Raw genomic sequence first — 24,243 nt, 5'->3', positions numbered from 1 at the left:
ATTAAAATTCTCCCGGTTCGATAGGAACAAAAGCATTGTCGCCTGTAAAGTCTGCGGGAAGTTCAAATTCGTCTTCTTCCTTTGGGACAGGGACATTCTGAGCAGGCAAAACTTCCGGCGCAAAGCTCGGCATGGAAAGAGACGTGACAATTCCCGTATTCGCCGCGGTCGCCGCTGCAGTTTCCATCTGAACCGGAGACATGTAGCCCGGCACATCGAGCAGCGGAATGCTGCGGACCGATTCCGTTGCCGCATAAACAGGAAGACCTGTCATCGGATGCACCTGAACTTCGCCGCGTTCCGTTCCCAAGCGAAGCGGAATCGTCCCTTTCGCAAGCATCGAAATGTCGAGGAAGTCCACCTTTTCGTTTTCCTTGCGAACTTCAACCACCTTCTTTGCAAAGTCCGCCCATTGCGGAAGACCGCCCGAAGAACCTGCAATGCGCGTTCTGCCGGATTTCAGCGGGCGGTTGTCGTCAAAGCCCACATAACTCCCGATGGCGATGACCGAATCCAAACCGAAGCCGTTCTTTTGCGGAACGAAAGTCGGAATTGCTCCGAGGAACGCCACGTTGCGGTAATCGTTTGTCGTACCCGTTTTTCCAAAGGCCGGATAGAGAAGCGTATTGTCGCCCGACGGAGAACGCATGGTGAGGTTCTGATACTGGCTGCGAGCGGTACCGTATTGGAAGACCGCGTGGAGCATGACCGCCATCTGTTCTGTGATCGTATCGGAAAGGACTTTTTTCGTTTCAATGGAATTTTCAAAGATGCGATGTCCGTCGCGATCACGAATTTCCTGGATGAGGCAGGGTTCGTTCCATTCGCCATCGGCGCACTTGTAAAGGTTGCCCGTGAGAAGCGTCTGGTAAGCGGTCGTCATTTCGGCGAGCGGAATTTCATTCACGCCGAGAGGCATGGACAGCACTTCACGAAGCTTTCCGTGAATGCCGATTTCCTCGGCGAACCTGGCAAACGCCGCCATGGCGACGGAGCGTCTAAAGTCGGGCCAATAGAACAGTTCTTCCACCTTCGAATAATCGATGTCTTCGCGCGGAATGCCCATCATTCCATTCAAGCGGCGAATATCCGAAAGGTTCAAGCCCGGGTAAACTTCTTCGTCGGTAAGGGTTGTCGTGGCTGTCGGCTCTTCTGGATTAAGCGCCTTTAAGTCGCGGTCTTTAAGAATGGCGAGATAGTGCAAGAAGTTGTGATTGAAATAGGCGAAGTATTCCTTTTGAATCTTGCGATATTTTTTCTTGCCGTTTTCGACATTTCTACCGTAGAACATATTGCGAAGAGCACGGGCAGCGGCCGGGCGATTTTCGTAAAGCAACTTTTCGTAAAGGGCTTTCTGCGCCTTGGAAAACTCAATTTCCTGCTTAGCGATTTCGTTTAGATACAAGCCGTGCTTGTCGCGAAGACGCTTGCGGTAATCGTCAAAGGATTCGTCGTCACGCTTTAAGTATCCTGCATCGGCAGCGATCCCAGCGAATTCTTCGATTGATACCTTATCGAGAAGATGGTCCAAAAGCCAGATGCTCGAAATGTTTTCCGAACGGACCGCAGCCCACAGAATGCTGACCGTTTCGCCCTTGTTCTTATGATCGGGTCGCGGGAAGTAAAATTCATTTTCATACTGGAACAGGTTGAACTCATTTTCAAGTTCATCCAGATAGTGCCAGTGGTAATTCAGAGCAGCCGCATACAAAAGAGGTTTCCAGCTCGAACCGAGCTGTCTCTTCGCCTTAAAGGACCGGTCATAGCCCGTATTGTGGAAACCCGCCTGGCTCGCCACGACTTCTCCGTTCTGCAACGCGACCAGCGCCCCCTGTAGAACCGGTTCCGTTTCGACGAGGCACGGAACAGCTCCGTTCACCTTGACCGAATCCTTCACACTCACGAGCAACACGGAACCCTTGGCAAGACGCGGAGAAAGAACCGTTTTTACATCCGCATTCATCCGTTTGCCAAGATCCGCCAAGTCCGCAGCACCGACATGTCCGTGCAACTGACCAAAAGACAGATAGATGTCCGAAAGGTTTCCCTTCCCATCGTAATTCACCGAATCCACCGCGCCGTACAGGTAGTCGCCGGTACGGGCAAAAGCGGCGCGGTTCGGAAGATCGGACTTCGGCAGAACAAAACCGCCGAGCTTCACCTGCAAGTTCGAAATGTTATTCTGCACGGCACGCTTTGCCGCCATCTGGTAATCCGCATCGAGAGTCGTCACGATCTGCAACTGCGCCTTGCGCCAGTCCGAAATGCCTTCTTTTTCAAAGAGAGCCTGGTAGAAATCGGAATCGAACTTTTCTTCAATGCGTTCCAGCTGTGTCGAAAGCGAAAATCGGAAATTTCCGTGGTTGAATTCAAGAGGCTTTGCAAGCGCCGAATCCATCTGTTCCTGGGTGATGTAATCTTCCTCGACCATGCGACCGAGCACATAATTCAAACGAGCCTTGCCACGTTCGAGCGCGCGGTCTCTGCGCTGTTGATTACGCTGAATGAACGGATCGTAATTGAAAGGACCTTTGACGGAGCCCGCGATAAACGCGCATTCCGCCAGAGTCAATTCCTGAAGATCCTTGTTGAAGAAATACTGGGCGGCAATCGCCACACCCTTACCCGTACCGGAAACGTGGAACTGGTTCAGGTAGAATTCGAGAATTTCTTCTTTCGAAAAATGCTTTTCCATGCGAAGAGCATTGATCAATTCCTTCCACTTCGCCTTGATGCTCCGTTCTTCACGCCCGTAAATATTTTTGACCGTCTGCTGGGTAAGCGTTGAACCGCCCTGCTGCAAGCGTCCGGCGCGGATATTGTTTACCATTGCACGGGAAAAGCCCGTAATGTCAAAACCGCCATGCTCAAAATAGCGGGCATCTTCTGCCGCCACGAGAGCATTCACGATATTTTCCGGAATTTCCCCATAAGGTACATAAATACGGTGGTTCACATCGAAAAATGAACCCAAAAGGCGTTCCCCGTCACGGTAATACACGCGGGATTCCCCCGAAAGCTCCGAAAGGATGTAATGACGGTCAAAAATACCGTCCGGATCCTTGGTCGGCAGGACACGGAATACAATAATATAGAGGGGAATCAGGCACAGAATCCCGACAACGAAAAACGCGACGGCGATTTTTAAGAGGGTTTTCAAGAATTTCATAGCATTTTCCGGAGCTGAATCAGGAAAAAAATAGCTAATCGTGGCTTTTTCAAAATTTGAACTTGAAATTTCACCGAAAAATATCTAGAATTGTGAACCCCCGAATTAGGGAAGGTGGCCGAGTTGGCCGAAGGCGCGTCCCTGCTAAGGACGTATAGGAGTTTTCCTATCGCGAGTTCGAATCTCGCCCTTCCCGCTCTTAAAGGTCTCTGCGTAAGCAGGGACCTTTAAGCTTTTTTAAGGGATTTTTCCGATTAGACTTGTGTTTTATTATTCGCTTCCCAATCCGAGAAGACGAGATATCCGTCACGGATAAACTTGATCGGTAATATTTTTGCCGTTTCAAGTGGATTTTCCGGTTTATACAGAATCGCAGCACCCGAAAGGAAGTTCAACCAACGGTTTGGGTTAAAGCTGACGTCGGTAAAATGCGAAAGAAACGGCACAACCCAAGCATCATGCGTGCAAAACACGTTAAAATTTCCCGTCGAATGTTCCAAAACGAACTTGAGGAGGGCTTCTGAGCCTTCTTTAACCGGAGTAAATCCCGAAAGTCGCCCGTCCGCGACCCATTTGCAGATCGCCGGATAAAAACCTTCACGCAAATGGCGCATATATTCTTCAAAATCAGATACGTAGAACTCGGCAAGAGGCTGTAAAGGCGCCACTTTTTCGGGAACTGCATATTCCGAAGCTCCACAGGCCTCTGCAATGAAGGCAGCGGTCTGCCGACAGCGGAAAACAGGACTCGATCCGAAGAAATACGGACCGTTCAAAACGGAAAGTTCCTTGCCCGCGGCCAAAGCCTGCTCGCCGCCTTTTTCGGTGAGCGGCACATGAGCGCCGTGGTCCGCGTCTTGAGCGGTAATATGGCGACGTTCCGCATGGCGCAGCAACAAGGTGACGCGTTCACCCGGCGCAATACAGCACAGAACCTGTTCTGCCGATAAAAAACTCATCCCTGGAAATATCCTGAAACGAGCGGTGAAAGGGCGAAGACCCAGACCAGATGTCCAATGGCAAAACTCGCAACGCCAAGTATAAAGCCTCCGATGACATCCGTCAGCCAATGCACTCCGAAATACACGCGGAGAAATCCCCACGTAAGCGGCAGAGCAATCATCACAGCCCCGGCTGCCGGAACCGTCAAAAGCACAGTCGTCGCAATCGCGAGGTTATTCATCGTATGACCAGACGGAAAGCTGTACTTGTCGAGAGGCGGAACCAAAGCCTTGAATTCCGGAATCGCCACAAAAGGACGCGGACGCTTGGTCGAAAGTTTCAGAGTCCAGTACAGCGCAAGGGACGCCACGAGCGAAGGGAAAACCATAGCAAGAACTTCCGCAAGGATCATCGGACCGTGAAACACCAGAATCAAAATGATAATCAACGCCCAAACATAGCCATCACCCAGACGCGTATAAAGGCGCAACCATTTGTCCGTTTTCGCGGAAAAACGATGCGAGTAGAGATAACGGGAAAATCTTTCGTCGAAATCAAGAATCTTTTTCAGCATCTCTTTTTCCAAAACTTAACGCTCCGAAAGAATCTTTCGAGACTTGAGGATTTCTATCGCATGACCGCGATGGCTCAAAGCCTGTTTTTCTTCGAGAGACATTTCTGCAAAAGTCTGCGTTTTTCCATTCGCCACAAAAAGCGGATCGTAACCAAAGCCTTCCTCTCCGCGAAATTCCTCGATGATTTTTCCCGGGCATTCCCCTTCGACATCATCGATTTTTCCATTCACATGCACAATGCACAAGTGACAGACGAATCGTGCGGAACGATCGGATGCGTCCGAAAGTTCACGTAAAAGTTTTTCATTGTTTGCACGGGAATTTCCATGTTCCCCAGCAAAGCGGGCACTGTGAATGCCCGGAGCACCGTCAAGAGCCTTGACTTCCAAACCGGAATCATCCGCGATGACCGTCGCCGAAATCTGCTTCGACTTTAAGAATTCGGCAACCGCCAAAGCTTTGATTCGAGCGTTTTCTTGAAAGGAGGAACCGTTTTCTTCTACGTCGATAGAGAAGCCGACTTCCTTCTGTGTTTTGAATTCCAAGTTCGGATCGGAATTTTCAAATGCCTTGGAAAATTCGCGAACCTTGCCAGCGTTTCCAGTTGCGATGACCACGAGTTTTTTCACAAGTCCAGCTCCGAAAGTTTTTTTTGAATTTCCGGAACCTGTTCGAATTTTTCGTGGTACATCGCGCCAACCTTGCGGCAGAGCAATTCCAGGCGGAAACGTTCCTTCACATCGTTTTCGTTTACACGCAAACGGCGGAGCGTTTCCCCAATCAGCTGCACATCACGCTGATTCTTGTACGGAGCCATAAACGCATAAAAGCGGTCGAGGTTTGTCGAGAACTGTTCTTCGTCGGCAGCCTGGTACAAAAGGTACGGCACCACCTGACGTTCCAAAAGTTCCTGCAGATTGCCGACGAACGTGACGAGGTTGCCGTTGCCCGGCAAGAACTCACCCGTTTCCGGCTTGTTCGTAACAAGGCCGTCCGATTCTATCTGCGAAAGCAGTTCGTTAATGTAGGACTGCTCTTCTGCATTCTGCTGTTCACGGAACTTCGCCTGGTAAAAGATCGGAAGGCTCGTGATGCAGAGGTGCGCCTGGCTCATTCCGGAGAATTCGCCGATGTAATAAATGTCCGCGTTCTCTTCGAGGATTTCTTCTTCGTTATCGTAGAACATGATTTTCGCCGGAACCGGAATGATTTCCATGCTCGAAAGTTCTTCCAGGCGATCCTTGAATGAATCCACGTCCAAGCCTTCGGGAAGTTCTCCGCCGGATTCCTTAATATGTTCGATTATATCAGAAATACCCTTATCCACGGAAGAAGATCCATCTTCATGCTGCAAAAAACGTTTTATGCTGTTGATTTTTTCGAATTCCCCGCGCACAGCGAGAATGCCATTTCGAACCATCGAAGCAAACGGTATCGGTCCCTCGTTCTGATCTTTGGACGCCGACGGGATGATTTTTGCATACACCACCAAGCGACCGCAAAGCTTTTCGGGATCCCCTTTCTTTTGTTGAATGCCTAACATCGTTTAATCCAGTTTTTTCGCGCTGACGAGTTCCCCGTTTCGAGAAGAGAAGTAGACGGACTTGGCTCCCGGATAAGACTTTTTGAAGAAGTCCTGGAACATTTTCACAGCGGTTTCCTTTTCAAAACCGATTTCATTTGCAGAATTATCATCGACGACGATGCCAAAATTCATGACTCCCGGAATGCGACGGTTGATGTATGCGGCGAATTCTTCATCGGAATTCACCACGTCCGTCGGAGCACGGCTGTCGATATCGGAACGCGTGCTGATCGAAAGCGGGTAAAGGTTTCCAGAAACAAGCTGCGACGTGGCGACGTAAAGAGCGTTGCCCATCAAGATTGCAATCGAATCATCCGGTACATAGCGAATTTCCACATTGAACTCGCAGTCGGAAGACATTTCCTTGATTTCCAACGCCGACGGACCGCAAGCGACAAAAACGCTAGCCATGACAACAGTTAAAAGAGCGAGAACGATTTTTTTCATAACGATTCCTTTTCTTTCAAAATACACATTTTTTACCCGGAGAAAAAGCCTCTCATTCCAGGAATGGCCTAGTTGGACTTCAAAACTTCGTAAAGCTTCAAAAGTTCTTCGGGCGAAAGTTCTTCTGCACGCGTTGTCGGAGCAAATTCGCAACGTTCAAGCGCCTGCGCAATTTTCGCTTTTTCGTAACGGCAAGAAAGCGAATTCGTGATGACCTTGCGCTTTTGCGAAAAAGCGTCTTGGACAAAATCAAAAAAATCCAGCGGAGCATCGAGCGGATCGGGGCGCGGCGTGAGAAGCACCGTGGCGCTATCTACGTTCGGTTTCGGCGTAAAATGTTCGGGGCCGATCTTGCGAAGCATCTTTCCCGTCGCATGAGCACGGATCCAGACGGAAAGGCTTCCATAGTTTCGGGAATGCGGTTCTGCACAGAACCGTTCCGCAACTTCATACTGGACCATGCACATAAAACCGTGCGTCTTTTTCAGTAACGGCATCACTTTTGCGACGATGCCCGTGGAGATGTTGTACGGCAAATTCCCCGCAAGCCAAGGCTTCGGATTTTCTTTAAGCCATTCGTCGATCGGGAAACGGAGAATGTCCTGGTTCACAATATGGAAATTCGAATAGCCGGCGAACTTGTCCTTGAGATAGGCGACGCATTCCTCGTCGATTTCGACAGCCGTTACCGGAACGCCCTGAGCGAGCAAAGGTTCCGTCAGGGATCCATGGCCCGGACCGATTTCTAGAATGGAGTCACCCGCAGACAGCGGAATATCCGAGGCAAGCAGGTTCGCAGTCTCCACATCCAAAAAATTTTGGCCAAAGCGGCGTCGACGATCTCTATCCATGCTGTAAATTTAGATATATTAAAGAAGCCATGAAACGACAGTCGCAAAATGCAATTCTATTTTTCGCAAGTTTATTATTCGCCTTTGCGTTAGGATTCCATGCCCTCGCCGTCTCATCCCAGGCACCGAGACCTTCGAATTCAAATTACGTCCAGACGGATTTTTCCGAAGACGCTTCCATTTCCAGCCCTGACAATTTCACTTCTGCAGCCGCCATTCTTGACACGCGCAGAACGATTCCGCAGACTTTTTTCCGCGGCCAACGCCTTCACCCAAATTTGCAAACCGACGGTCGTCACACCGTTTTTCAGCACAATCTTTTCACCTGGAACGAAAAGCGCGTCTTCTTGAAGAAAGAAGACCGCAAGCCCACGTCGCAGGATTCCTACTGTACCCCAAAGGCTTACTACATCTTCGCTCTCGAACGCATTCTCTGTTGAAAACATTCTCTTTCTAAAAAATCCTCTAAAGAAGTCCCGTTAAAAGACGGAATTCTTTTTGTGCGTATGCGCCAAAATACACCTTTTAAAAAGAGAACATCATGCAAGAAAATGAACTCGCGATGCAGAATGCGCTCGCTAAAAATTCCAATATTCAAATTTCAACAAAGTTCTTCGGTTTACTGACAAAGGTCATTTATAAACCAACAGCATCTCCCATCAGCAAAACTTACCTCGAATACGACCCTGCGGAAGGCGCTCTTGTGGAACAAATTCTTTTTGCACCCAGTACTGAACTTTCTGCACTTTGCAATCATAAGCTGAAAGCTTCCGAAAACGGAAAATTTAGCTTGTATCTTCTAGCTTCCAAGGATCACCGTTTTGCGGCTCTCCAGCTTTCGGAATACAGCGATTTTTCTTACGCCCCCGTCGGAGAAATCCGTATTGTCGAAGGCGATGAAGCAAGGCAAATCCTCCAAGTATTTGTCTAATTCGACTTAAATCCCCAAAAGCCGGGCTGCCCGGGCGTCATTTCGGTATCGCTTCGGGCAGCCTTTCTTTTGCTTTTAATATATTTCAAGCATGAAGATTTCCGTAAACGACATGATGAATTCGAGCGGCGTCGGCTTCGGTACGAGTGGCGCCCGCGGTCTCGTTTCCAAAATGACGGACCTCGTGTGCTACAGCTACACCCACGCATTCCTCGCCTACTGCGAAAAGAATTACCCGTCCGAAAAGACGGTTGCAATTGCAGGCGATTTACGCCCGAGCACGGGTCGCATTCTACAGGCTCTCGCGACGGCCGCCATCGATATGGATTGGAAGGTCATTTACAGCGGACGCATTCCGAGCCCGGCGATCGCCCTTTACGGAATCGAAAAGGCTCTCCCGTCCATCATGGTCACCGGAAGCCATATTCCAGCCGACCGCAACGGCATCAAGTTTAACCACCCGAAGGGTGAAATTTCGAAGAAAGACGAAACGGGCATCCGAGCCGAATCCTTCGAAGTCGAAGATTCCAAGTTCGACAAGGGCATGCTCAAGTCCCCGGCCACCCTTCCAGCAGAAGACCCGACCGCCCGTGAAGACTACACAAACCGCTACATCGCCTTCTTCGGCGAAAAGGCTCTTTCCGGCTTCACCATCGGTATGTACCAACATTCCGCAGTGGGCCGCGACATCATCACGGACATTCTGACAAAGCTCGGCGCTTACGTCAAGCCGCTCGGACGTTCCGAAACGTTCATCCCGGTCGACACCGAAGCGGTTCGTCCGGAAGACATTGAACTCGGCATCCAATGGGCAAAGGAAGGCCTTGACGCAATTATCAGCACCGATGGCGACAGCGACCGCCCGCTCTTTGCAGACGCGACCGGCAAGTGGGTCCGTGGGGACGTCCTCGGCATTCTCGCCGCCGCATCTCTTGGCATTGAACGCATAGCAACTCCGGTGAGCTGCAATACGGCTCTTGAAAAATGTGGACTTTTCGATAAAACTCTCCGCACCCGCATCGGAAGTCCGTACGTCATCGCCGGCATGCAGGAACTCGACGGCGAAGGTAAAACCGTCGCAGGCTACGAAGCCAACGGAGGATTCCTTCTCGAAACGGACATCACTTTGGACGGCAAGACCCTCAAGGCTCTCGCGACCCGCGACGCCCTGCTTCCGCAGCTCGCCATCCTCGTGCGAGCCCGCAAGGAACTCACCGGCGTTGAAGATCTGTTCAAGAGTCTTCCGAAGCGCTTTACCGCAAGCGACCGCGTCAAGGAATTCCCGACCGAAAAGAGCAAGGCGAAAGTCGCCGAAATCGCCGAAAAGAAGCTCGGTGAAAAGTATTTTGGAAAACTCGTCGGAAAGCTCGTCGCCGAAGATTCGACTGACGGCTACCGCATGACCTTTGACCAGGGCGACATCATTCACCTGCGTCCGAGCGGCAACGCTCCGGAACTCCGCTGCTACATCGAATGCGATACCGCTGCCCGAGCCGAAGAACTCAAGGGAAAGGTTCTCGCCATTATGCAGGGTTGGAAAGCCTAAATTTTATATGTTTAGACTCATGAACTTCAAACATCTCGCCATTTCGACCGTTCTTTGCGCCTGCTCCCTTTCGTTTGCAGGAGGAAAATATTGGAATGTAGACGAAGGCGGCACGACGATGAAGTTCCTTTCCATGCCCACGTCGCCGCGTTCTGCAGCCCTTGCCGGTGCAGGAGTCGCAACTCCGCAGGGATTTTCGGAAGTTTCACGCAACCCTCTCGCCACGACATCTTCGAATTCGGCTCAAGCCGGTATCGGACACATCGTCTTTTCGAGCAATGTCGATGCGAAGCTCACCTCCGTCTACTTTGGACTTCCTTTTGAATATGCAAATACCAGTGCGGCGGTCGAATATCTGGGCTACGGCGATATCGAAGGCCGTGACGAAGAAGGCTTTAAGCTAGAAGATTACGGTGCGATGGCTTGGGCTGTCCAGCTCGGCATCGGAAGCAAGCCGTCCATCTTTAACTGGGCCATTTCCGCAAGATTCGCTTCGCAGACAATCGACAATTCGACAGCTATCGCACTTCTTGCCGATGGCGGTGCAAGCTTTAAGCTCAATCGATACATTACCTTTGGCGCGACTGTGACGAACTTCGGTTGGGTTTCGGAATACGAAAGCGAAGAAGAATCCGCTCCGATGGCTTTGCAGGCAGGCATCACCGGTTCCCATCCGATTCTCGAGATTTTTGATATTGCCGTCCATGCCGATGCATACCGCCGTGCTGACTATAATCCGGAATGGCGCTTCGGCGGTGAACTGCTCTATAAAAAGAGTCTCGCATTCCGCGCAGGTTACGCCTACCGCGACAAAACGGATAGCGGAATTTCTGCCGGTTTGGGCATCGTTTTTGGACGATTCCAGTTCGATTACGCCTACGCTTCAAGCCCTGTTCTCGATGGAAATCACCTGTTTCACTTGGGCATCGGTTTCTAAAAATCTCGTTTAAATGACCGAAATTTTACAAATTTCGTCATTCTCAAAAAAAGGACCGTTTTTCTACCCGAAGACAGTCCATTTTTTTATTTTGCGGACATGGGATTGACCGAAAATTTCAACCGTTGGTATGATGAAGACGGTTTCACTTTCCACGCCGAGATGCGCGTTCCTTTTACGCAGTGCGGCCCCGACGGAAAGATGATGCTGTTTGATTTTTTACGGCTGACGACAGACCTTTCGACAGAAGACATCCGCTTGCGCGGTACGCCTATAGAATTTTTGAACCAGCACAACATCGCCCGTTTTGTCGTCCGAAGCGCCTTCCACTTTTATCAAATGCCGAAACTCGACGATCGAATTGAATTCATCACCGCCGAAGACAAGTCGGATTCCTTCCAGTTCAATCGCATCTATAAGGTTCTGGATTCCGAAGGGAATCCGTTGATTTCGGGTGTTTCCAAATGGATGATTACCGCTTTTGATACCCGAAAGATCTTGCCGACCAAGGCTATTGAAAAATTCCGTAAGCTGAACACGGTTCCGCTCGAAAAACCGGAAACCCTCCACTGCGGGAAAATCATCGAGCCGGAAAACATGGAAAAAGTCGGCGAAGAGACCATTCGTCGTTCCCATCTCGATAGCAATAATCATACGGACAACGCTTACTACGCGGCTTTCATCATAAACTCATTACCCGATGAATTCGCCACGAAACCGCTTATTGATTTTCGAATCAATTATTCCAAGGAAGCGCTTTACGGAGAAACCTTGGAACTTTTTATGACGAAATCCGCAGAAAATCGAATTATTGTCGTAGGGAAGAAGCAGGACGAAGTCTCATTCATAAGCGAACTCAGCTTTTAGTCGTGGCAAGCCCGCCCACGGCTTTTTCTATTTTACGCACCACTTTAATAGGAGAAACGCAATGGAACTCAATAAAGACATTGCCGACATTTCTGCCGCAGAAGCAGAAAGCTACAAAGGCAAAAGATTCATTCTGTGCTACCACGACTATAACATCAAGAACTTTGAAAGCGCTCTTGTCCAGATCGAAAAGATCACGAAAGTCGTGGGATCCCCCATTTCTATTGCAGTTGTTCCGTCGATCGGAGCGGTCCCGGAAGAAGAACGCGAACGCTTTTGCGAATCCATCGAAAAGCTCAAGGCCAGCGGACATGAACTTTTGCTCCACGGTGCACGTCATGCGGCTAACCTCAGCAAGGAACGTTCCGTCTTCGGGAAGAGCGCTCTCATGTTCTCGAACAACGTCGCCGAATTTGCAGGCTTGAACGAAGAAGAATCCCAGGCGCTCCTCGACCGTTCGATCGCCCTCTGGCACGCACTCGGGCAGGAAGAACTCCCAATCGGCTATGTTCCGCCCGCCTGGTATGACAACAACTATTTAAAGGATCAGATTCTTGCCAAGTTCAAGACTTACGAAGATCGCACGACGATTTACAAGAAAAGCGAACTGATCGTTTCCGTGAACGAAGATGACGAAACCGACGAAGAAGCAATGGGCGAAGCGGCTACCGAAAACGCCGAAAAGCAGGTCCATCAACAAGAAAATACAGAAAAGTTCCTTTCCTTCGGCATCAGCTTTGCAGGCCTTCCGGATATTTCCCTCGGTGTGGCTCAGACTTCCGCCTGTCTCACAATCCAGGCTCCAATCGGAACTCCGCGTCTGACCATCCACCATGTGGACTTCACTTCCATCGGCGAAAACCGCGTGATGAACCTCATCCGCTACGCGATGTCGAAGCGTGAAAAAATCTTCTACCGGGATCTCTAATCTTCAGTCAGCACAGGTTTAACTATGCATCTTCTCTTAAACTTTATCGACCGTGTAGATTACACTTCTTACGAAGATCTCTACACTCACTTCAAGATCAATGTCCCTGATAACTTCAACTTCGCCTATGACGTCGTCGATGTTTACGCCGAGAAAGACCCGAAGAAAGAAGCTCTCGTCTGGTGCGATGATAACGATGAAAAGCACATTTTCACCTTCAAGGACCTTTCGCTCGCTTCCAAGCGTACAGCAAATTTCTTGAAGATGCACGGAATCCAGAAAGGCGACCGCGTCCAGTTGATGCTCCGCCGCCGCTATGAATTCTGGTTCTTCCTTCTCGCTCTGCACCGCATTGGCGCGATCGCCGTTCCGGCGACGAACATGCTTTCTGCCGCAGACCTCGAATACCGCTTTAACGCGGCCGAAATCAAGATGGTCGTCGCCTACGATGACCCGGCAATGCAGAAAGAAATTGAAACCGCCCGCGCCAAATCTCCATCCGTGGAAACGCTTGTCGCTGTCGGTCAGCCGCGCCAAGGTTGGACATCTTTTTACGACGATTACGAAATCTGTGCATCCAAATTCGAACGTCCGACCGGCGAAAACGAAATCAAGAACGATGACATCATGGTCATCTACTTCACCAGTGGAACCTCCAGCAATCCGAAGATGGTCGCCCACACGTTCACCTACCCGCTCGGTCACATCGTGACGGCAAAGTACTGGCAAAACGTGGTCGACGGCGGACGTCACTTGACCGTGGCCGAAACCGGCTGGGCAAAGGCTCTGTGGGGAAAGATCTACGGTCAGTGGCTCGCAGGCAGTGCCGTGTTCACCTATGACATGAACACCTTTATCCCGGGAAAGCTTCTCGAAAAGATGGCGGATTACAAGATTACCACGTTCTGCGCACCGCCGACGGTTTACCGCTACCTGCTCCAGCACGACATTTCCAAGTACGACCTTTCAAGCCTCACCTACTGCGTGACCGCTGGTGAAGCCCTGAACGTGGACATTTACAATCGTTGGTTCGAAAAGACCGGCCACCGTCTGCGCGAAGGTTACGGTCAAACGGAAGTCACCCTTTCCGAAGGCAACTACCCATGGATGGATCCGCATCCAGGTTCTATGGGAAAGCCGTCGCCGGGATACCGTATTGAAATCGTCCGTCCGGACGGCACTCCTTGTGACGACGAGGAAGTCGGCGAAATCATCATCAAAATCGATGGCGGAAAACCGTTCGGCATGTTCGGCGGCTATTACAAAGATCCGGAACGCACCGAAAAAGTCTTTGAAGGCGGCGTGTATCACACAGGCGATACCGCTTGGCGTGACAAGGATGGCTACTGCTGGTTCATCGGTCGTACCGATGACCTGATCAAGAGCTCCGGTTATCGCATCAGCCCCTTCGAAGTGGAAGAAGTTCTGCTCAAGCATCCAGCGGTGATGGAAGTCGCCGTGACCGGCGTAGAAGATCCTTCCCGTGGACAGGCGATCAAGGCGACGATCGTTTTGCAAAAGGGCTTCAATGCATCAAAGGAACTCGCCAAGGACATCCAGCTTTTCACCAAGAAGGTGGCCGCCTCTTACAAGAGCCCGCGCATCATCGACTTCGTGACCGAACTTCCTAAAACGATCAGCGGCAAGATCCGCCGCGCCTCGATCCGTGAAAAGGATAAACAAGATCAACAAAAGAGCGACGCAGAAAAGGCTAATTAAGATTTATGAATAAAAGACGAATTGTAATCACCGGTATGGGCGCTGTCACTCCGATTGGAAAAACAGTTCCCTCGATGTGGCAATCCATTCAGCAGGGCAAGAGCGGTGTCGCTCCCATTACGCTTTTTGACGCAAGTTCTTCCCCGGTAAAGATTGCGGCAGAAATCAAGGATTTTAAGCCGGAAGAACACGGCATCGATCCGAAGGAAGCGCGCCGCATGGCTCGCTTCACACAGTACCTTCTTGCCGCCGCAAACGAAGCTGTGGCAGATGCAAAGCTCACCAAAGAAGATCTCGCCGCGGAAAAGACGGGCATAATCGCCGGTAACGGTCTTGCCGGTATGGATATTGTCGACGCTTCTTATTCAAAGTATATCGAATGCGGCAAGCGCAGAGCATCGCCTCTCGCCATGCCGGAACTGATTGCAAACGAAGCCTGTGCAAACGTTTCGATTGCGCTCGGCATTACCGGTTCCGCTTGGACAATTGCAACGGCTTGCGCTTCGGGTACGGACGCCCTGGGCCTCGCCCTGGACACGATCCGTTCTGGACGTTTGGACATTTGCCTTGCCGGCGGTTCGGAAAGCGGTGTTACCGAGTTTTCGATTAAGAGCTTTGCAGGCATGCACGCGCTCACCGACAAGTTCAACGGCGCTCCGGAAAAGGCTTCCCGCCCATTCGACAAGGATCGTTCCGGTTTTGTCATGGGTGAAGGCGGCGGCATTCTCGTTCTCGAAGAACTCGAACATGCCAAGGCTCGTGGTGCACACATTTACGCGGAACTCGCCGGCTACGGAGCTTCTGCCGATGCTTACCACATCACCAGTCCGCGTCCGGGTGGAGAAACCTGTGCCAAGGCCTTGACCCGCGCCATCCAGGATGCAGGCATCGCTCCGACCGACATTCAATATTACAACGCTCACGGAACTTCGACCCACCTGAACGATTCCACCGAAACCGCAATGCTCAAAATCGCCCTCGGCGAACACGCTTACAAGATCAAGGTTTCGAGCACAAAGAGCATGACCGGCCACTGCGTCGGCGCCGCTGGCGCCATCGAAGCGATTATCTCAACTCTCGCCATCACAAACTCCTACTTCCCGGCAACCATCAACCTGGACAATCCGGACGAAGACTGCGACCTCGACTACGTGCCAAACGTCGGCGTTTCGGGAAATATCGATTGTGCGGCTTCCGCATCCCTCGGATTCGGTGGACACAACGGCATTGTGATTCTCAAAAAGTTTAGGGACTAACTCTAGGAACAAGGAAAACATAATGATTATCAAGCCTCTTATTCGTAGCAACATGTGCATCAACGCACACCCGATCGGATGCGCCAAGGATGTGGAACATCAGATCGCTTACGTGGAAAAGAAGGCAAAAGAACGCGGTCCTCTTCCGAACGCTCCGAAGAATGTCCTCGTCCTCGGCTGCTCTACCGGTTATGGTCTCGCAAGCCGTATTTCTGCAGCATTCGAATGCGGTGCCAACACCATCGGCGTTTCCTTCGAAAAAGAAGGCACCGCCGACAAGAGCGGTACTCCGGGCTGGTACAACAACATGGCATTCGACCGTGCCGCCAAGGCGAAGGGCCTCGGTGCAGTCACGTTTAACGGCGACGCGTTCTCGGACGAAATGCGCAAGCAGGTGATCGCAGCCTCTAAACAGTTCGGCAAGTTCGACCTCGTGATTTACAGCGTCGCAAGCGCCGTCCGCGTGGACCCTGTAACAGGCGAAATGTACCGCAGCGTTTTAAAACCGCTTGAAAAGACTTTCTCCGGTGCAACAATGGACGTCGTTTCTGGCAAGTTCTCGATCATTACAGCTGAAGTCGCAAACGAAGAAGAAAAGCGCCAGACCGTGAAGGTGATGGGCGGTGAAGACTGGGCTCGCTGGATCAAGCAGCTCTCCGAAGCGGGCGTTCTCGCTGACGGCGTAAAGACCGTTGCCTACTCCTACATCGGCCCGACCTACACACACGCTATCTACCGCGACGGCACCATCGGAGCCGCCAAGAAAGACATCGAACGCACTGCTCGCGAACTCGACGCGGAGCTCAAGAAGACTTTGAACGGCGAAGCCTACATCTCCGTGAACAAGGGTCTCGTCACCCGTTCCTCCGCCGTCATTCCTCTGATCCCACTTTACATCTCCATCCTTTTTAAGATCATGAAGAAAAACGGTACGCACGAAGGCTGCATCGAACAGATGGAACGTCTTTTCGCAGAACGTCTTTACACGGGCTCCGCAATTCCCACCGACGACGAGCACCGCATCCGTATCGACGAACTCGAACTCAATCCGAAGGTTCAGGAAGAAGTCGCGAAATACATGCCGATCGTAAGCGAAGACAACATCGCTGAACTCGGCGACATCGAAGGATACCGCCACGACTTCCTCGCCACGAACGGCTTCGACATCGAAGGAGTCGATTACTCTCAGGAAGTGACTCGCATGGATACGATCTAATCCTCAACGAGATTCCTCTCTTTGAAAAACCGTCCTTCTAGGGCGGTTTTTTTATATTGAAGATGGAGCTCAAGATGGAGGTAAAGCATGGTTCTTGACATTGGACGCATTGAAAGCTGGAATGCATCGAAGCATACAGGTACGATCTATTCCGACGCTACCCATAAGTCGTACACCGTCGACAAAAGCGCCTTTGGCCGCATTCCCCGCGAACCGATCGTCGGAGACATCGTCACGATCGACTCCCTCGTACCGCGAAGCGTAAACAAGGTCGAAACAGCCCGCATCCGCGGACTTGTCCCCAAAAAATCAAACTTCGGCACGATTCTCGGCGTGATTCTCTTCTTCGCCGTGCTCTTCTTCATCTGGAAGTCCGGAGTCCTCGAAGCCTTTGACGTAGTCAAGACGGAAACCCCTGTGAAGCTCGAAGCGCCGAGCCTGCTCCACCGCTAATCGTTTGAACGCAAAAAAGCACAAAAAAAAGCCCCCAAAACATTCGGAGGCTTGATTTTTTAGAGCGGCGGACCGGGATCGAACCGGCAACCATTAGCTTGGAAGGCTAAAGCTCTACCCTTGAGCTACCGCCGCAACGCCCTCAATTATACAAAATTTAGGCTTTTTTCCAAAGGGGGATTCTCTGAAAAGTTGAAGATTTCCTTTGGGTTTGCTAAATTTTCGTCGCAAACATCACCACTATCATGAGGTAGCATACTTGTATCCTAATCCGCGCATGAGGCAAATGCCGAACCGTCCTGCAGACGGAACCCGTATCAACGAAGCCATTCACATTTCCCCGGTCCGTGTCATTAAAGAAGACGGAACTCAGGAAGTTCTTGATACGCGCAAAGCTTTGCAGATGGCAAAGAACGCCGGACTGGACCTGGTGGAAGTCTCGCCGAATGCGAAGCCACCGGTATGCCGTATCATCAATTACAGCAAGTACAAGTTTGAACAGGCCAAAAAAGCAAAGGCAGCAAAAGCCAAGCAACACGTGGTCAAGCTCAAAGAAGTCAAAATGCATCCGAAGACCGCTGAAAACGATTATCTCTATCGTGTCAAGCAGATGCGTGACTTTCTCACGAGTGGCATGAAGGTACGTTTGATTATGCAGTTCCGTGGACGCGAAATGGCGCACATGGACTACGGCCGCCGACTCATGGAACGCGCCAAGCAAGACCTGGCGGACGTTGGCGATTTGGAAACGGATTCGAGAATGGAAGGCAACACGTTGCTTTACATTTACGGTCCTAAACGCGGTGTGACCAAAAACGCACCGCAAAAGCCCGCAACCGAGCCGAAGGCAGCAGGTGAGGCTAAACAACAAACCGAAGAGGTAAACAATGCCTAAGATGAAAACCCACGGTGGTGCTAAGAAGCGCTTCCGCGTGACCGGCAGCGGCCACGTGAAGTTCAAGCGCGCTGGTCTTCGCCACATTCTTACCAAGATGACGACAAAGCGTAAGCGCAATCTGCGCAAGGCCGGAACCGTCAAGAAGTCCGATGAATACAGAGTCAAGCGTCTGCTTGTCAAAGCATAAGGAGTAAGTAAGAATGCCACGTTCTAAGACTAGAGTTCCTTCTCGCGCACGCCGCAAGAACATTCTCAAGGCTGCTAAGGGTTACTATGGCCGCCGCAAGTCGAACCTTCGCCTTGCCAAGGACGCCGTCGCCCATGCAGGTCAATACGCATACGCTCATCGTCGCGACAAGAAAGGTGCATTCCGCACTTTGTGGATCACCCGTTTGAACGCCGCTGTGCGTGAATTTGATTTGAGCTACAGCCAGTTCATCCACTTGCTCAGCAAGGCTAACATCAGCATCAACCGCAAGGTTCTCGCTGACCTCGCTGTGAGCGATCCGGAAGCATTTGCCGCGGTCGTCAAGCAGGTGAAGGCTCAGGCTTAAGCCGAAGAGATTGATTCTCAAAAAAATGCTCCGGTTTCAACCGGGGCATTTTTGTTTTAAACACAAACAAAGGAAACGTTCGCTAGCCGTGAACAGCCTTTTCAAATCCATCGACAGAATTAAAAACACGTTCTGCATGATCCATTGTCTGTGCAAACGAAAGAGGAGTGTCCTTAACCGAAATCTGAAGATCCGCGATATAAACCCCATTTTCTTTTTTCGCTAAATACTGGTATCTGTTCGGGTAACAAACTTCCAGACGGCGTTGTAAATTTGCAAGTCCAATGCCGCTCTTCACATGTGTCGAAGAAGCTTTGGGAACAATCGTGTTTTCTACATGGCAATGCAAAACATCTTCCTTTTCCGAAATGGAAATCGCAATGCGGCTCTTTTGCGAAGGATGCACTCCGTACTTGATTGCGTTTTCCACCAAGGGCATCATCAATAGCGGAGACACGTTCTTCTCCGGATGTTCCAACCGCACGTCAAAAGAGAATTCCACATTCGATCCAAAACGGAGCTTTTCCAGTTCGCAATACTTTTGCAAAATATCGACTTCCGTTTCAATCGCCACGCTTCTTTTCTGAGTTTCTTGCAAAACCTGGCGCAAGAGCGACGATAGGCGCACCATCGATTTTTGAGCGAGCTTCGGATCGATATCCACGAGCGCCGTAATATTGTTCAGCGTGTTAAAAAGAAAATGCGGAGAAAGCTGTTGCTTTAAGAAGGTAAGGTCCGCCTGCAACATAAAGTTTTCCTGGAGCTTGCGGATGTAGGACTCCTGCATGCGAATGCCTTCCAAGCGCACCATCACATTGAAAACGCAGTTGATCCCCGTCACCACGATAAAAATACCGAAAATACTCAGAATCGTCAAAAAAGACCGTCCCGTTCCAAGGACTTCATAAACGCAGCCTGCGCCAGTTCCCATGAGATAAATCGCAATATCGCGAATCAAAATCGAAGCGATCGTAAACAGGAAATTGAAGAAGACAAAGAGTTTGATTCGGCGGGCAAAATAAAAACGCGGCACCAAGATTCTTTGGTTCAAAAAGAAACCGCAAAGGAAGTTCACCGTCACGACCATCGGAACGACATACGCCTTCCAGGAATACTCGCCTTTATCGATTGTCGAGGCCGCCGCCACCAAGCCGATCGATAGAAAGAAGATTCCCATCATCACACGGATCCACTTTTCGGAAATTGAGTTTTCCTTTAAGAGGCTCTTCGGAATTCTACCCAAAGGCATACCCAAAGAACTGACGATAGAAGTATCGGTTGCATTCAGCTTTTCTATTGAAATCGAATCTGACATGCCGTCAATATAGGGATTTTCAGCCTAAAATGACAAAAAAATGACAAAAACCCGATAAACATAGACAGAAAACCGATGAAGGTTTTGCCAAAACTAGGGCTCTTTCTGACACTTGCGATTTTTGGAAACGTTAGATTTCAAATGTAACGAATCGAATGTTACAAAACTAAAAGAGGTCCTGATGAATTCCATTTATTTCCAATACTTGAATGACATCGCTAAATATCCGCTTCTCACCCGTGAACAGGAAAAGGTTTTGATTGAACTTTCCGCCAAGGGTAACCGTCGCGCGCAGGATCTTCTCGTCAAGTCCAATTTGAAGTTTGTCGTGAACATCGCAAACCTTTACAAAGGCCAGGGTCTCGATGTGAACGAACTGATCAACGAAGGCAACATGGGCCTGATCGAAGCCGCTCGCCGTTTCGATCCGAATCAAAAGATCAAGTTTATCAGCTACGCCGTGTGGTGGATCCGTCAAAACATCACCCGCGCCATTTCCGAAAAGGCTCGCCTTGTCCGCATTAGCGCAGAAAAGGAACTCGTCCTTCGCCGCTTTAACCGCGTTTCCTCCAAGACCCGTCAGGTCGTAGGCGGAAGCTTGACGATTGATCCGGAGAGTCTCGAAGGCGCTAGCCGTTACAAGGCAAAGGACATCGAAAAGATTTTGATGATGGGCGCCCGTTCCGCATCCCTCGATTCGCCAGTCGGTGACGATGGGGATTCGACCCTTGGCGACTGCATTGCGTCTTCGGCAGATGCGACCGACGCCCTCGCCGCCAAGAACAACGAACAGGCGTCTCTCAATTTGCTTTTGAAGGACAACCTCACCGATCAGGAACACAAGGTGATTGGCCTTTATTACGGTCTGGATGTGGATGCAGACCTGAACTTGAAGGAAATCGGCAAAATGGTCGGACTTTCGAAAGAACGCGTTCGCCAGGTGAAGGAAAAAGCCTTGGCAAAGCTCCGCACGACGAAAATCAATCAGGTGCTGGACGCCGCATAAACGCTGTCCCGTTCCCCTTACCCAAACGTTTCATCTCTCTCCTTTCTTTGAAGCCCAGCCGATATGGCTGGGTTTTCTCCTTTTTAAAGCTTCGTTCTTTTTTGAAATTGTATTTTTATGAATATGAAATCCAAAATGTCTTTTGCTCGTTGCATTTTCCGCGGGATCACCTTTGCAGGTCTTGCGGCTAGCGTCGCCTTGGCGGCATCCTCTAAATCCGAAAAGAAGGCTCCGGGGGATTTTTACGAAGAACTCTCCCGTTTGAACAAGGTCCTTTCGGAAGTCAATCTGAAGTACGTCGAAGATGTGGATCCGGCGGAAGTTTCCGAAGCTGCGATTCAGGGCATGCGAAACATTTTGGATCCGCATACCGCCGTTTTTGCTCCCAAGGATTACGAAGACCTGAAGGTTTCTACCGAAGGGGAATTCGGTGGCGTCGGCATCACGATTAGCTTGCGTGACGAAATTTTGACGGTGATTTCCCCGCTTGCGGGAACTCCGGCGTTCAGTCTCGGCATTCGTGCCGGTGACCGCATTATGAAAATCGACGGCAAGGATACGCGCGGCCTCACTCTCGATGAAGCTGTGGGTAAGCTCCGTGGTAAAGTCGGCACCGATGTGACGATCAGCATTGCGCGTTCCGGCGTAAGCGAACTCATGGATTTCACGATTACCCGTGCAAAGATCGTCGTCCATGCAGTTCCGTATAGCGGCATGCTCACGAAGGACATCGGATACATCAAGCTTGCCTCGTTCTCGCTCAAGACCCGTGATGAAGTTGTCAAAGCGATTCAAATGCTCCAGAAGCAGGGCATGAAGAAGCTCATTCTCGACTTGCGTTACAATCCGGGTGGACTTTTGAACCAGGCCGTGGAAATCGGCGAACTCTTCTTGACGAAGGGCAACACGATCGTTTCAACGCGCGGACGCACTCAAGCAACCGAAAGCCGCGCCCGCAAGGACGGTATCGTTCCGAAGGATGTGCCGTTGGTCGTTCTCGTGAACCAGGGTTCTGCAAGTGCTGCAGAAATCGTTTCCGGCGCAATTCAGGACTGGGACCGCGGTTTGATTATCGGCAAGACCTCTTTCGGTAAAGGTTCCGTGCAGACGATCTTCCCGCTCGACAATCAGGGTTACGCCTTGAAGCTCACGACCGCCTTCTACTACCTTCCGTTCGGCCGTTGCATCAACAAGCCGGAAAACGGAATCAAAGGTTTGAAGATCCGTGAAGAAGAAGCTCTTGCCGAAGAAGAAGGCGAAGACGCTTCCGCAAACACGACTGTCAAGGCGGAAGCCGATACGGCAAAGGTCGACACGTTCTTCACCAACGCAGGCCGTAAGATGTACGGCGGTGGCGGTATCACGCCAGACGTCGACGTGGAACTCGATCCGATTCCTTGGGTGGTGCAGGTTCAGGAACGCATGGCGATGTACTTCAAGTTCGCAGTCAAGATGCGTCCGAGCCTTGAAAAGAGCGGTGCAAAGATCGACGGCGAATGGGTCGTTCCGGATTCGCTCTTTACACAGTTCAAGGACTTCTGCCTGAAGGATACGAACTTCACCAAGATCAAGAGCAATTCCATTGCAACGCTTGAGATTCTGGAAAAGGATTTGATCCGCGAACAGAACTTTATGGGCGACTCTTCGAAGACGCTCTCCGACACGACTTTGAACAAGCAGGTCTCTGCACTGCGCAAGGCTTTGGACGACAACCGTACAAAGCAGTTTGACGACAACCGTGAATACATCATGAACGGGATTAAGCGTGAACTTTTGACCGCGGTGAAAGGCGACTCCGCAAGCACCGCTTTCACTCTCAAGAGCGATGCTCAGGTAAACGAAGCTATCAAGTATCTTTCGGACATGGATCTTTACAAGAAGACCATCAGCGCCCCGTCCAAGACTCCTGCGAAGTCCGACAAGAAGAAAAAGAAGTAAAATGTTTTCACTGATGGACATTGCCGCAAAGAGCTTGGGACATTACGTCCGCAAGTTCTTTGACTCTGTCCGCGGCTATTTTGCTTTTATGTGGGAACTCGGCAAAAACTGTCCGAGTACCATTCACAACTTCCACACCATCGTGGAACAGATGTACGTGACCGGAGTGACGAGCATTCCCGTCGTCTTTGCGGCAAGCCTTGCGACCGGCGCAATTATGGCGTGGCAGCTCGCTTACCAGTTTGGCGATATGATTCCGCTTGTGTTCGTCGGTATGGCGGTTGGCAAATCGGTGATGGTGGAACTTTGTCCGATTCTCACGGCAATGGTTCTCGCAGGCCGCGTGGGCGCTTCGATGTGTTCGGAGCTTGGCACGATGGCGGTCACAGAACAGCTCGACGCTTACAATGTTCTGGGATTAAATCCGTACCGCTTTTTACTTGCCCCGCGCCTGATTGCAACAATCATCATGCTTCCGGTTCTGACGATCATCAGTATCTTCATCGGTATCGTCGGCGGTTACGCTACGGCCGCGCTTTACAAGGAAGTCACGTTCTCGACGTTCTTCTACGGCGTGCGTATGTTCTACGAAGATTGGGACTTTGCCGTGGGCCTAATCAAAGCGGCACTCTACGGCTACTTCATAGCAAGCTACGCCTGTTTCTTTGGATACAACACCCATAGTGGCGCAGAAGGCGTCGGAAAAAGCACCAAGGCGACGGTCGTCGCCGGCATGACGAGCATCCTAATCGGGAGCTTCGCCCTTTCGAAATTGTTGCTTGTATGAGTGCCGAAGAAAACAATCCAAAGCTTCATAAAACTCCCCAGCCGACTCACGCGAGCGTGTTGCTTGCGAAGGTTTTAGCGCAGCGTAACATTGGTCAAAAGCAGGACCTTTTCACCCTGTTTTCGAACTTCGAAAAGCTGTTCGGGAAACACCTGACGGAGCACCTGAAAATCACCGATTTGAAAGACGGGATTCTCGTGATAAAAGCCAGTAATTCCGTGTGGAAGAACGAGGCATCGTATCAGAAAAAAGCTATTATTGATAGGTGCAACGGACTCCTCGGTGCACCCCGCGTCAAGGGTATCCGTTTTATTTAATTGTAT

The 24,243-nt window shown here is 50.6% G+C and carries 25 protein-coding genes and 2 tRNA genes; 18 read left to right on the top strand and 9 right to left on the bottom strand.

The genetic code is table 11. From position 1 onward, the window contains the following. Position 1: 1 nt before the first annotated feature. Positions 2-3,169, bottom strand: a complete 3,168-nt coding sequence (locus BGX16_RS06960; RefSeq protein ID WP_241899487.1) for a transglycosylase domain-containing protein — start codon at positions 3,167-3,169, stop codon at positions 2-4. Between the two features lie 108 nt (positions 3,170-3,277). Here BGX16_RS06960 and BGX16_RS06955 point away from each other — a divergent pair. After that, positions 3,278-3,365 (top strand) — tRNA-Ser (locus BGX16_RS06955). Positions 3,366-3,423: 58 nt separating this feature from the next. On the opposite strand, the gene BGX16_RS06950 is transcribed toward BGX16_RS06955, so the two are convergent. The 6 genes from BGX16_RS06950 to rsmA all read right to left on the bottom strand — a co-directional run bounded on the left by BGX16_RS06950 (position 3,424) and on the right by rsmA (position 7,569). Further along, complete coding sequence (locus BGX16_RS06950; RefSeq protein WP_100425400.1) at positions 3,424-4,128, bottom strand: histidine phosphatase family protein; 705 nt, start codon at positions 4,126-4,128, stop codon at positions 3,424-3,426. Further along, positions 4,125-4,685: a phosphatase PAP2 family protein gene (locus BGX16_RS06945; RefSeq protein WP_100426786.1), complete on the bottom strand. Its 561-nt coding sequence runs from the start codon at positions 4,683-4,685 to the stop codon at positions 4,125-4,127. Before BGX16_RS06945 ends, BGX16_RS06950 begins: the two co-directional genes overlap by 4 nt. A 15-nt stretch (positions 4,686-4,700) precedes the next feature. Beyond that, positions 4,701-5,315, bottom strand: coding sequence for an RdgB/HAM1 family non-canonical purine NTP pyrophosphatase (rdgB, locus tag BGX16_RS06940; RefSeq protein WP_100425399.1), 615 nt, complete (start codon positions 5,313-5,315; stop codon positions 4,701-4,703). Further along, on the bottom strand, positions 5,312-6,229 hold the full coding sequence (locus BGX16_RS06935) for a hypothetical protein (RefSeq protein WP_100425398.1): 918 nt from the start codon (positions 6,227-6,229) through the stop codon (positions 5,312-5,314). The genes rdgB and BGX16_RS06935 overlap by 4 nt, the downstream gene beginning before the upstream one ends. Before the next feature lie 3 nt (positions 6,230-6,232). Next, positions 6,233-6,718 (bottom strand): hypothetical protein, encoded by a 486-nt coding sequence (locus BGX16_RS06930; protein WP_100425397.1) that lies wholly within the window; start codon positions 6,716-6,718, stop codon positions 6,233-6,235. A gap of 68 nt (positions 6,719-6,786) precedes the next feature. After that, positions 6,787-7,569, bottom strand: a complete 783-nt coding sequence (gene rsmA / locus BGX16_RS06925) for a 16S rRNA (adenine(1518)-N(6)/adenine(1519)-N(6))-dimethyltransferase RsmA (RefSeq protein WP_100425396.1) — start codon at positions 7,567-7,569, stop codon at positions 6,787-6,789. 29 nt (positions 7,570-7,598) lie between these two features. Between rsmA and BGX16_RS06920 the strand changes: the two genes are divergently transcribed. The 10 genes from BGX16_RS06920 (at position 7,599) to BGX16_RS06875 (ending at position 17,422) form a co-directional block, all read left to right on the top strand. Then, positions 7,599-8,009, top strand: a complete 411-nt coding sequence (locus BGX16_RS06920; protein WP_100425395.1) for a hypothetical protein — start codon at positions 7,599-7,601, stop codon at positions 8,007-8,009. Between the two features lie 101 nt (positions 8,010-8,110). Continuing rightward, positions 8,111-8,500, top strand: a complete 390-nt coding sequence (locus BGX16_RS06915) for a hypothetical protein (RefSeq protein WP_100425394.1) — start codon at positions 8,111-8,113, stop codon at positions 8,498-8,500. Between the two features lie 91 nt (positions 8,501-8,591). Further along, positions 8,592-10,046, top strand: coding sequence for a phosphomannomutase (locus BGX16_RS06910; RefSeq protein ID WP_100425393.1), 1,455 nt, complete (start codon positions 8,592-8,594; stop codon positions 10,044-10,046). A gap of 7 nt (positions 10,047-10,053) precedes the next feature. Next, positions 10,054-10,983, top strand: coding sequence for a PorV/PorQ family protein (locus BGX16_RS06905; protein ID WP_241899486.1), 930 nt, complete (start codon positions 10,054-10,056; stop codon positions 10,981-10,983). 99 nt (positions 10,984-11,082) lie between these two features. After that, the gene (locus BGX16_RS06900; RefSeq protein ID WP_100425391.1) at positions 11,083-11,850 is read left to right on the top strand and encodes an acyl-ACP thioesterase domain-containing protein; all 768 of its coding nucleotides are present in this window, start codon (positions 11,083-11,085) and stop codon (positions 11,848-11,850) included. 61 nt (positions 11,851-11,911) lie between these two features. Then, on the top strand, positions 11,912-12,778 hold the full coding sequence (locus BGX16_RS06895) for a DUF2334 domain-containing protein (RefSeq protein ID WP_100425390.1): 867 nt from the start codon (positions 11,912-11,914) through the stop codon (positions 12,776-12,778). A 24-nt stretch (positions 12,779-12,802) separates the two neighbouring features. Next, complete coding sequence (locus BGX16_RS06890) at positions 12,803-14,497, top strand: AMP-binding protein (RefSeq protein WP_100425389.1); 1,695 nt, start codon at positions 12,803-12,805, stop codon at positions 14,495-14,497. 5 nt (positions 14,498-14,502) lie between these two features. After that, positions 14,503-15,753, top strand: a complete 1,251-nt coding sequence (gene fabF, locus BGX16_RS06885) for a beta-ketoacyl-ACP synthase II (protein WP_100425388.1) — start codon at positions 14,503-14,505, stop codon at positions 15,751-15,753. Positions 15,754-15,775: 22 nt separating this feature from the next. After that, entirely contained in the window at positions 15,776-16,969 is a 1,194-nt protein-coding gene (gene fabV / locus BGX16_RS06880) for an enoyl-ACP reductase FabV (RefSeq protein ID WP_100425387.1), read from the top strand. Between the two features lie 87 nt (positions 16,970-17,056). Then, entirely contained in the window at positions 17,057-17,422 is a 366-nt protein-coding gene (locus BGX16_RS06875) for a hypothetical protein (protein ID WP_100425386.1), read from the top strand. Between the two features lie 63 nt (positions 17,423-17,485). Here the strand turns inward: BGX16_RS06875 and BGX16_RS06870 are convergent. Beyond that, a tRNA-Gly gene (locus BGX16_RS06870) sits at positions 17,486-17,557 on the bottom strand. Between the two features lie 151 nt (positions 17,558-17,708). On the opposite strand from BGX16_RS06870, the gene infC reads away from it, so the two are divergent. From infC to rplT, 3 genes are read left to right on the top strand one after another with little or no spacing between them, the layout of a single operon-like run. Further along, positions 17,709-18,317: a translation initiation factor IF-3 gene (gene infC, locus BGX16_RS06865; protein ID WP_100425385.1), complete on the top strand. Its 609-nt coding sequence runs from the start codon at positions 17,709-17,711 to the stop codon at positions 18,315-18,317. Continuing rightward, positions 18,310-18,507, top strand: a complete 198-nt coding sequence (gene rpmI, locus BGX16_RS06860) for a 50S ribosomal protein L35 (RefSeq protein WP_100425384.1) — start codon at positions 18,310-18,312, stop codon at positions 18,505-18,507. Before infC ends, rpmI begins: the two co-directional genes overlap by 8 nt. A 13-nt stretch (positions 18,508-18,520) precedes the next feature. Next, a complete protein-coding gene (rplT, locus tag BGX16_RS06855) occupies positions 18,521-18,874 on the top strand; it encodes a 50S ribosomal protein L20 (protein WP_100425383.1) in 354 nt (117 codons plus the stop codon). A gap of 82 nt (positions 18,875-18,956) precedes the next feature. Here rplT and BGX16_RS06850 read toward each other — a convergent pair whose 3' ends face one another. After that, positions 18,957-20,189, bottom strand: a complete 1,233-nt coding sequence (locus BGX16_RS06850; protein WP_100425382.1) for a sensor histidine kinase — start codon at positions 20,187-20,189, stop codon at positions 18,957-18,959. A gap of 181 nt (positions 20,190-20,370) precedes the next feature. Here BGX16_RS06850 and BGX16_RS06845 point away from each other — a divergent pair, with 181 nt between their 5' ends. The 4 genes from BGX16_RS06845 to BGX16_RS06830 all read left to right on the top strand — a co-directional run bounded on the left by BGX16_RS06845 (position 20,371) and on the right by BGX16_RS06830 (position 24,237). Next, positions 20,371-21,195 carry a sigma-70 family RNA polymerase sigma factor gene (locus BGX16_RS06845; protein ID WP_100425381.1) on the top strand — a complete coding sequence of 275 codons (825 nt, stop codon included), beginning with the start codon at positions 20,371-20,373 and terminating at the stop codon, positions 21,193-21,195. A 123-nt stretch (positions 21,196-21,318) separates the two neighbouring features. Then, a complete protein-coding gene (locus BGX16_RS06840; protein WP_241899485.1) occupies positions 21,319-23,133 on the top strand; it encodes a S41 family peptidase in 1,815 nt (604 codons plus the stop codon). Position 23,134: 1 nt separating this feature from the next. Next, entirely contained in the window at positions 23,135-23,920 is a 786-nt protein-coding gene (locus BGX16_RS06835; protein WP_100425380.1) for an MlaE family ABC transporter permease, read from the top strand. Further along, positions 23,917-24,237, top strand: a complete 321-nt coding sequence (locus BGX16_RS06830) for a DciA family protein (RefSeq protein ID WP_100425379.1) — start codon at positions 23,917-23,919, stop codon at positions 24,235-24,237. The genes BGX16_RS06835 and BGX16_RS06830 overlap by 4 nt, the downstream gene beginning before the upstream one ends. Positions 24,238-24,243: the final 6 nt, after the last annotated feature.

The sequence above is a fragment of the Hallerella succinigenes genome (genome assembly GCF_002797675.1).
In the GTDB taxonomy this organism is placed as follows: Bacteria; Fibrobacterota; Fibrobacteria; order Fibrobacterales; family Fibrobacteraceae; genus Hallerella; species Hallerella succinigenes.
Note: the sequence above shows the minus strand (reverse complement) of the source record. Positions and strands in the feature narration are given on the sequence as shown.

Excerpts from the sequence above, each read along its gene's own strand:
- BGX16_RS06910 (WP_100425393.1), top strand. The coding sequence starts at position 8,592 with ATGAAGATTTCCGTAAACGACATGATGAATTCGAGCGGCGTCGGCTTC.
- BGX16_RS06830 (WP_100425379.1), top strand. The coding sequence starts at position 23,917 with ATGAGTGCCGAAGAAAACAATCCAAAGCTTCATAAAACTCCCCAGCCG.
- BGX16_RS06845 (WP_100425381.1), top strand. The coding sequence starts at position 20,371 with ATGAATTCCATTTATTTCCAATACTTGAATGACATCGCTAAATATCCG.
- BGX16_RS06935 (WP_100425398.1), bottom strand. The coding sequence starts at position 6,229 with ATGTTAGGCATTCAACAAAAGAAAGGGGATCCCGAAAAGCTTTGCGGT.
- BGX16_RS06875 (WP_100425386.1), top strand. The coding sequence starts at position 17,057 with ATGGTTCTTGACATTGGACGCATTGAAAGCTGGAATGCATCGAAGCAT.
- BGX16_RS06900 (WP_100425391.1), top strand. The coding sequence starts at position 11,083 with ATGGGATTGACCGAAAATTTCAACCGTTGGTATGATGAAGACGGTTTC.
- infC (WP_100425385.1), top strand. The coding sequence starts at position 17,709 with ATGCCGAACCGTCCTGCAGACGGAACCCGTATCAACGAAGCCATTCAC.
- rsmA (WP_100425396.1), bottom strand. The coding sequence starts at position 7,569 with ATGGATAGAGATCGTCGACGCCGCTTTGGCCAAAATTTTTTGGATGTG.
- fabV (WP_100425387.1), top strand. The coding sequence starts at position 15,776 with ATGATTATCAAGCCTCTTATTCGTAGCAACATGTGCATCAACGCACAC.
- BGX16_RS06850 (WP_100425382.1), bottom strand. The coding sequence starts at position 20,189 with ATGTCAGATTCGATTTCAATAGAAAAGCTGAATGCAACCGATACTTCT.
- BGX16_RS06890 (WP_100425389.1), top strand. The coding sequence starts at position 12,803 with ATGCATCTTCTCTTAAACTTTATCGACCGTGTAGATTACACTTCTTAC.
- BGX16_RS06835 (WP_100425380.1), top strand. The coding sequence starts at position 23,135 with ATGTTTTCACTGATGGACATTGCCGCAAAGAGCTTGGGACATTACGTC.
- fabF (WP_100425388.1), top strand. The coding sequence starts at position 14,503 with ATGAATAAAAGACGAATTGTAATCACCGGTATGGGCGCTGTCACTCCG.
- BGX16_RS06945 (WP_100426786.1), bottom strand. The coding sequence starts at position 4,685 with ATGCTGAAAAAGATTCTTGATTTCGACGAAAGATTTTCCCGTTATCTC.
- BGX16_RS06920 (WP_100425395.1), top strand. The coding sequence starts at position 7,599 with ATGAAACGACAGTCGCAAAATGCAATTCTATTTTTCGCAAGTTTATTA.
- BGX16_RS06905 (WP_241899486.1), top strand. The coding sequence starts at position 10,054 with ATGTTTAGACTCATGAACTTCAAACATCTCGCCATTTCGACCGTTCTT.
- BGX16_RS06915 (WP_100425394.1), top strand. The coding sequence starts at position 8,111 with ATGCAAGAAAATGAACTCGCGATGCAGAATGCGCTCGCTAAAAATTCC.
- BGX16_RS06950 (WP_100425400.1), bottom strand. The coding sequence starts at position 4,128 with ATGAGTTTTTTATCGGCAGAACAGGTTCTGTGCTGTATTGCGCCGGGT.
- rplT (WP_100425383.1), top strand. The coding sequence starts at position 18,521 with ATGCCACGTTCTAAGACTAGAGTTCCTTCTCGCGCACGCCGCAAGAAC.
- BGX16_RS06895 (WP_100425390.1), top strand. The coding sequence starts at position 11,912 with ATGGAACTCAATAAAGACATTGCCGACATTTCTGCCGCAGAAGCAGAA.
- BGX16_RS06840 (WP_241899485.1), top strand. The coding sequence starts at position 21,319 with ATGAAATCCAAAATGTCTTTTGCTCGTTGCATTTTCCGCGGGATCACC.
- BGX16_RS06960 (WP_241899487.1), bottom strand. The coding sequence starts at position 3,169 with ATGAAATTCTTGAAAACCCTCTTAAAAATCGCCGTCGCGTTTTTCGTT.
- BGX16_RS06930 (WP_100425397.1), bottom strand. The coding sequence starts at position 6,718 with ATGAAAAAAATCGTTCTCGCTCTTTTAACTGTTGTCATGGCTAGCGTT.
- rpmI (WP_100425384.1), top strand. The coding sequence starts at position 18,310 with ATGCCTAAGATGAAAACCCACGGTGGTGCTAAGAAGCGCTTCCGCGTG.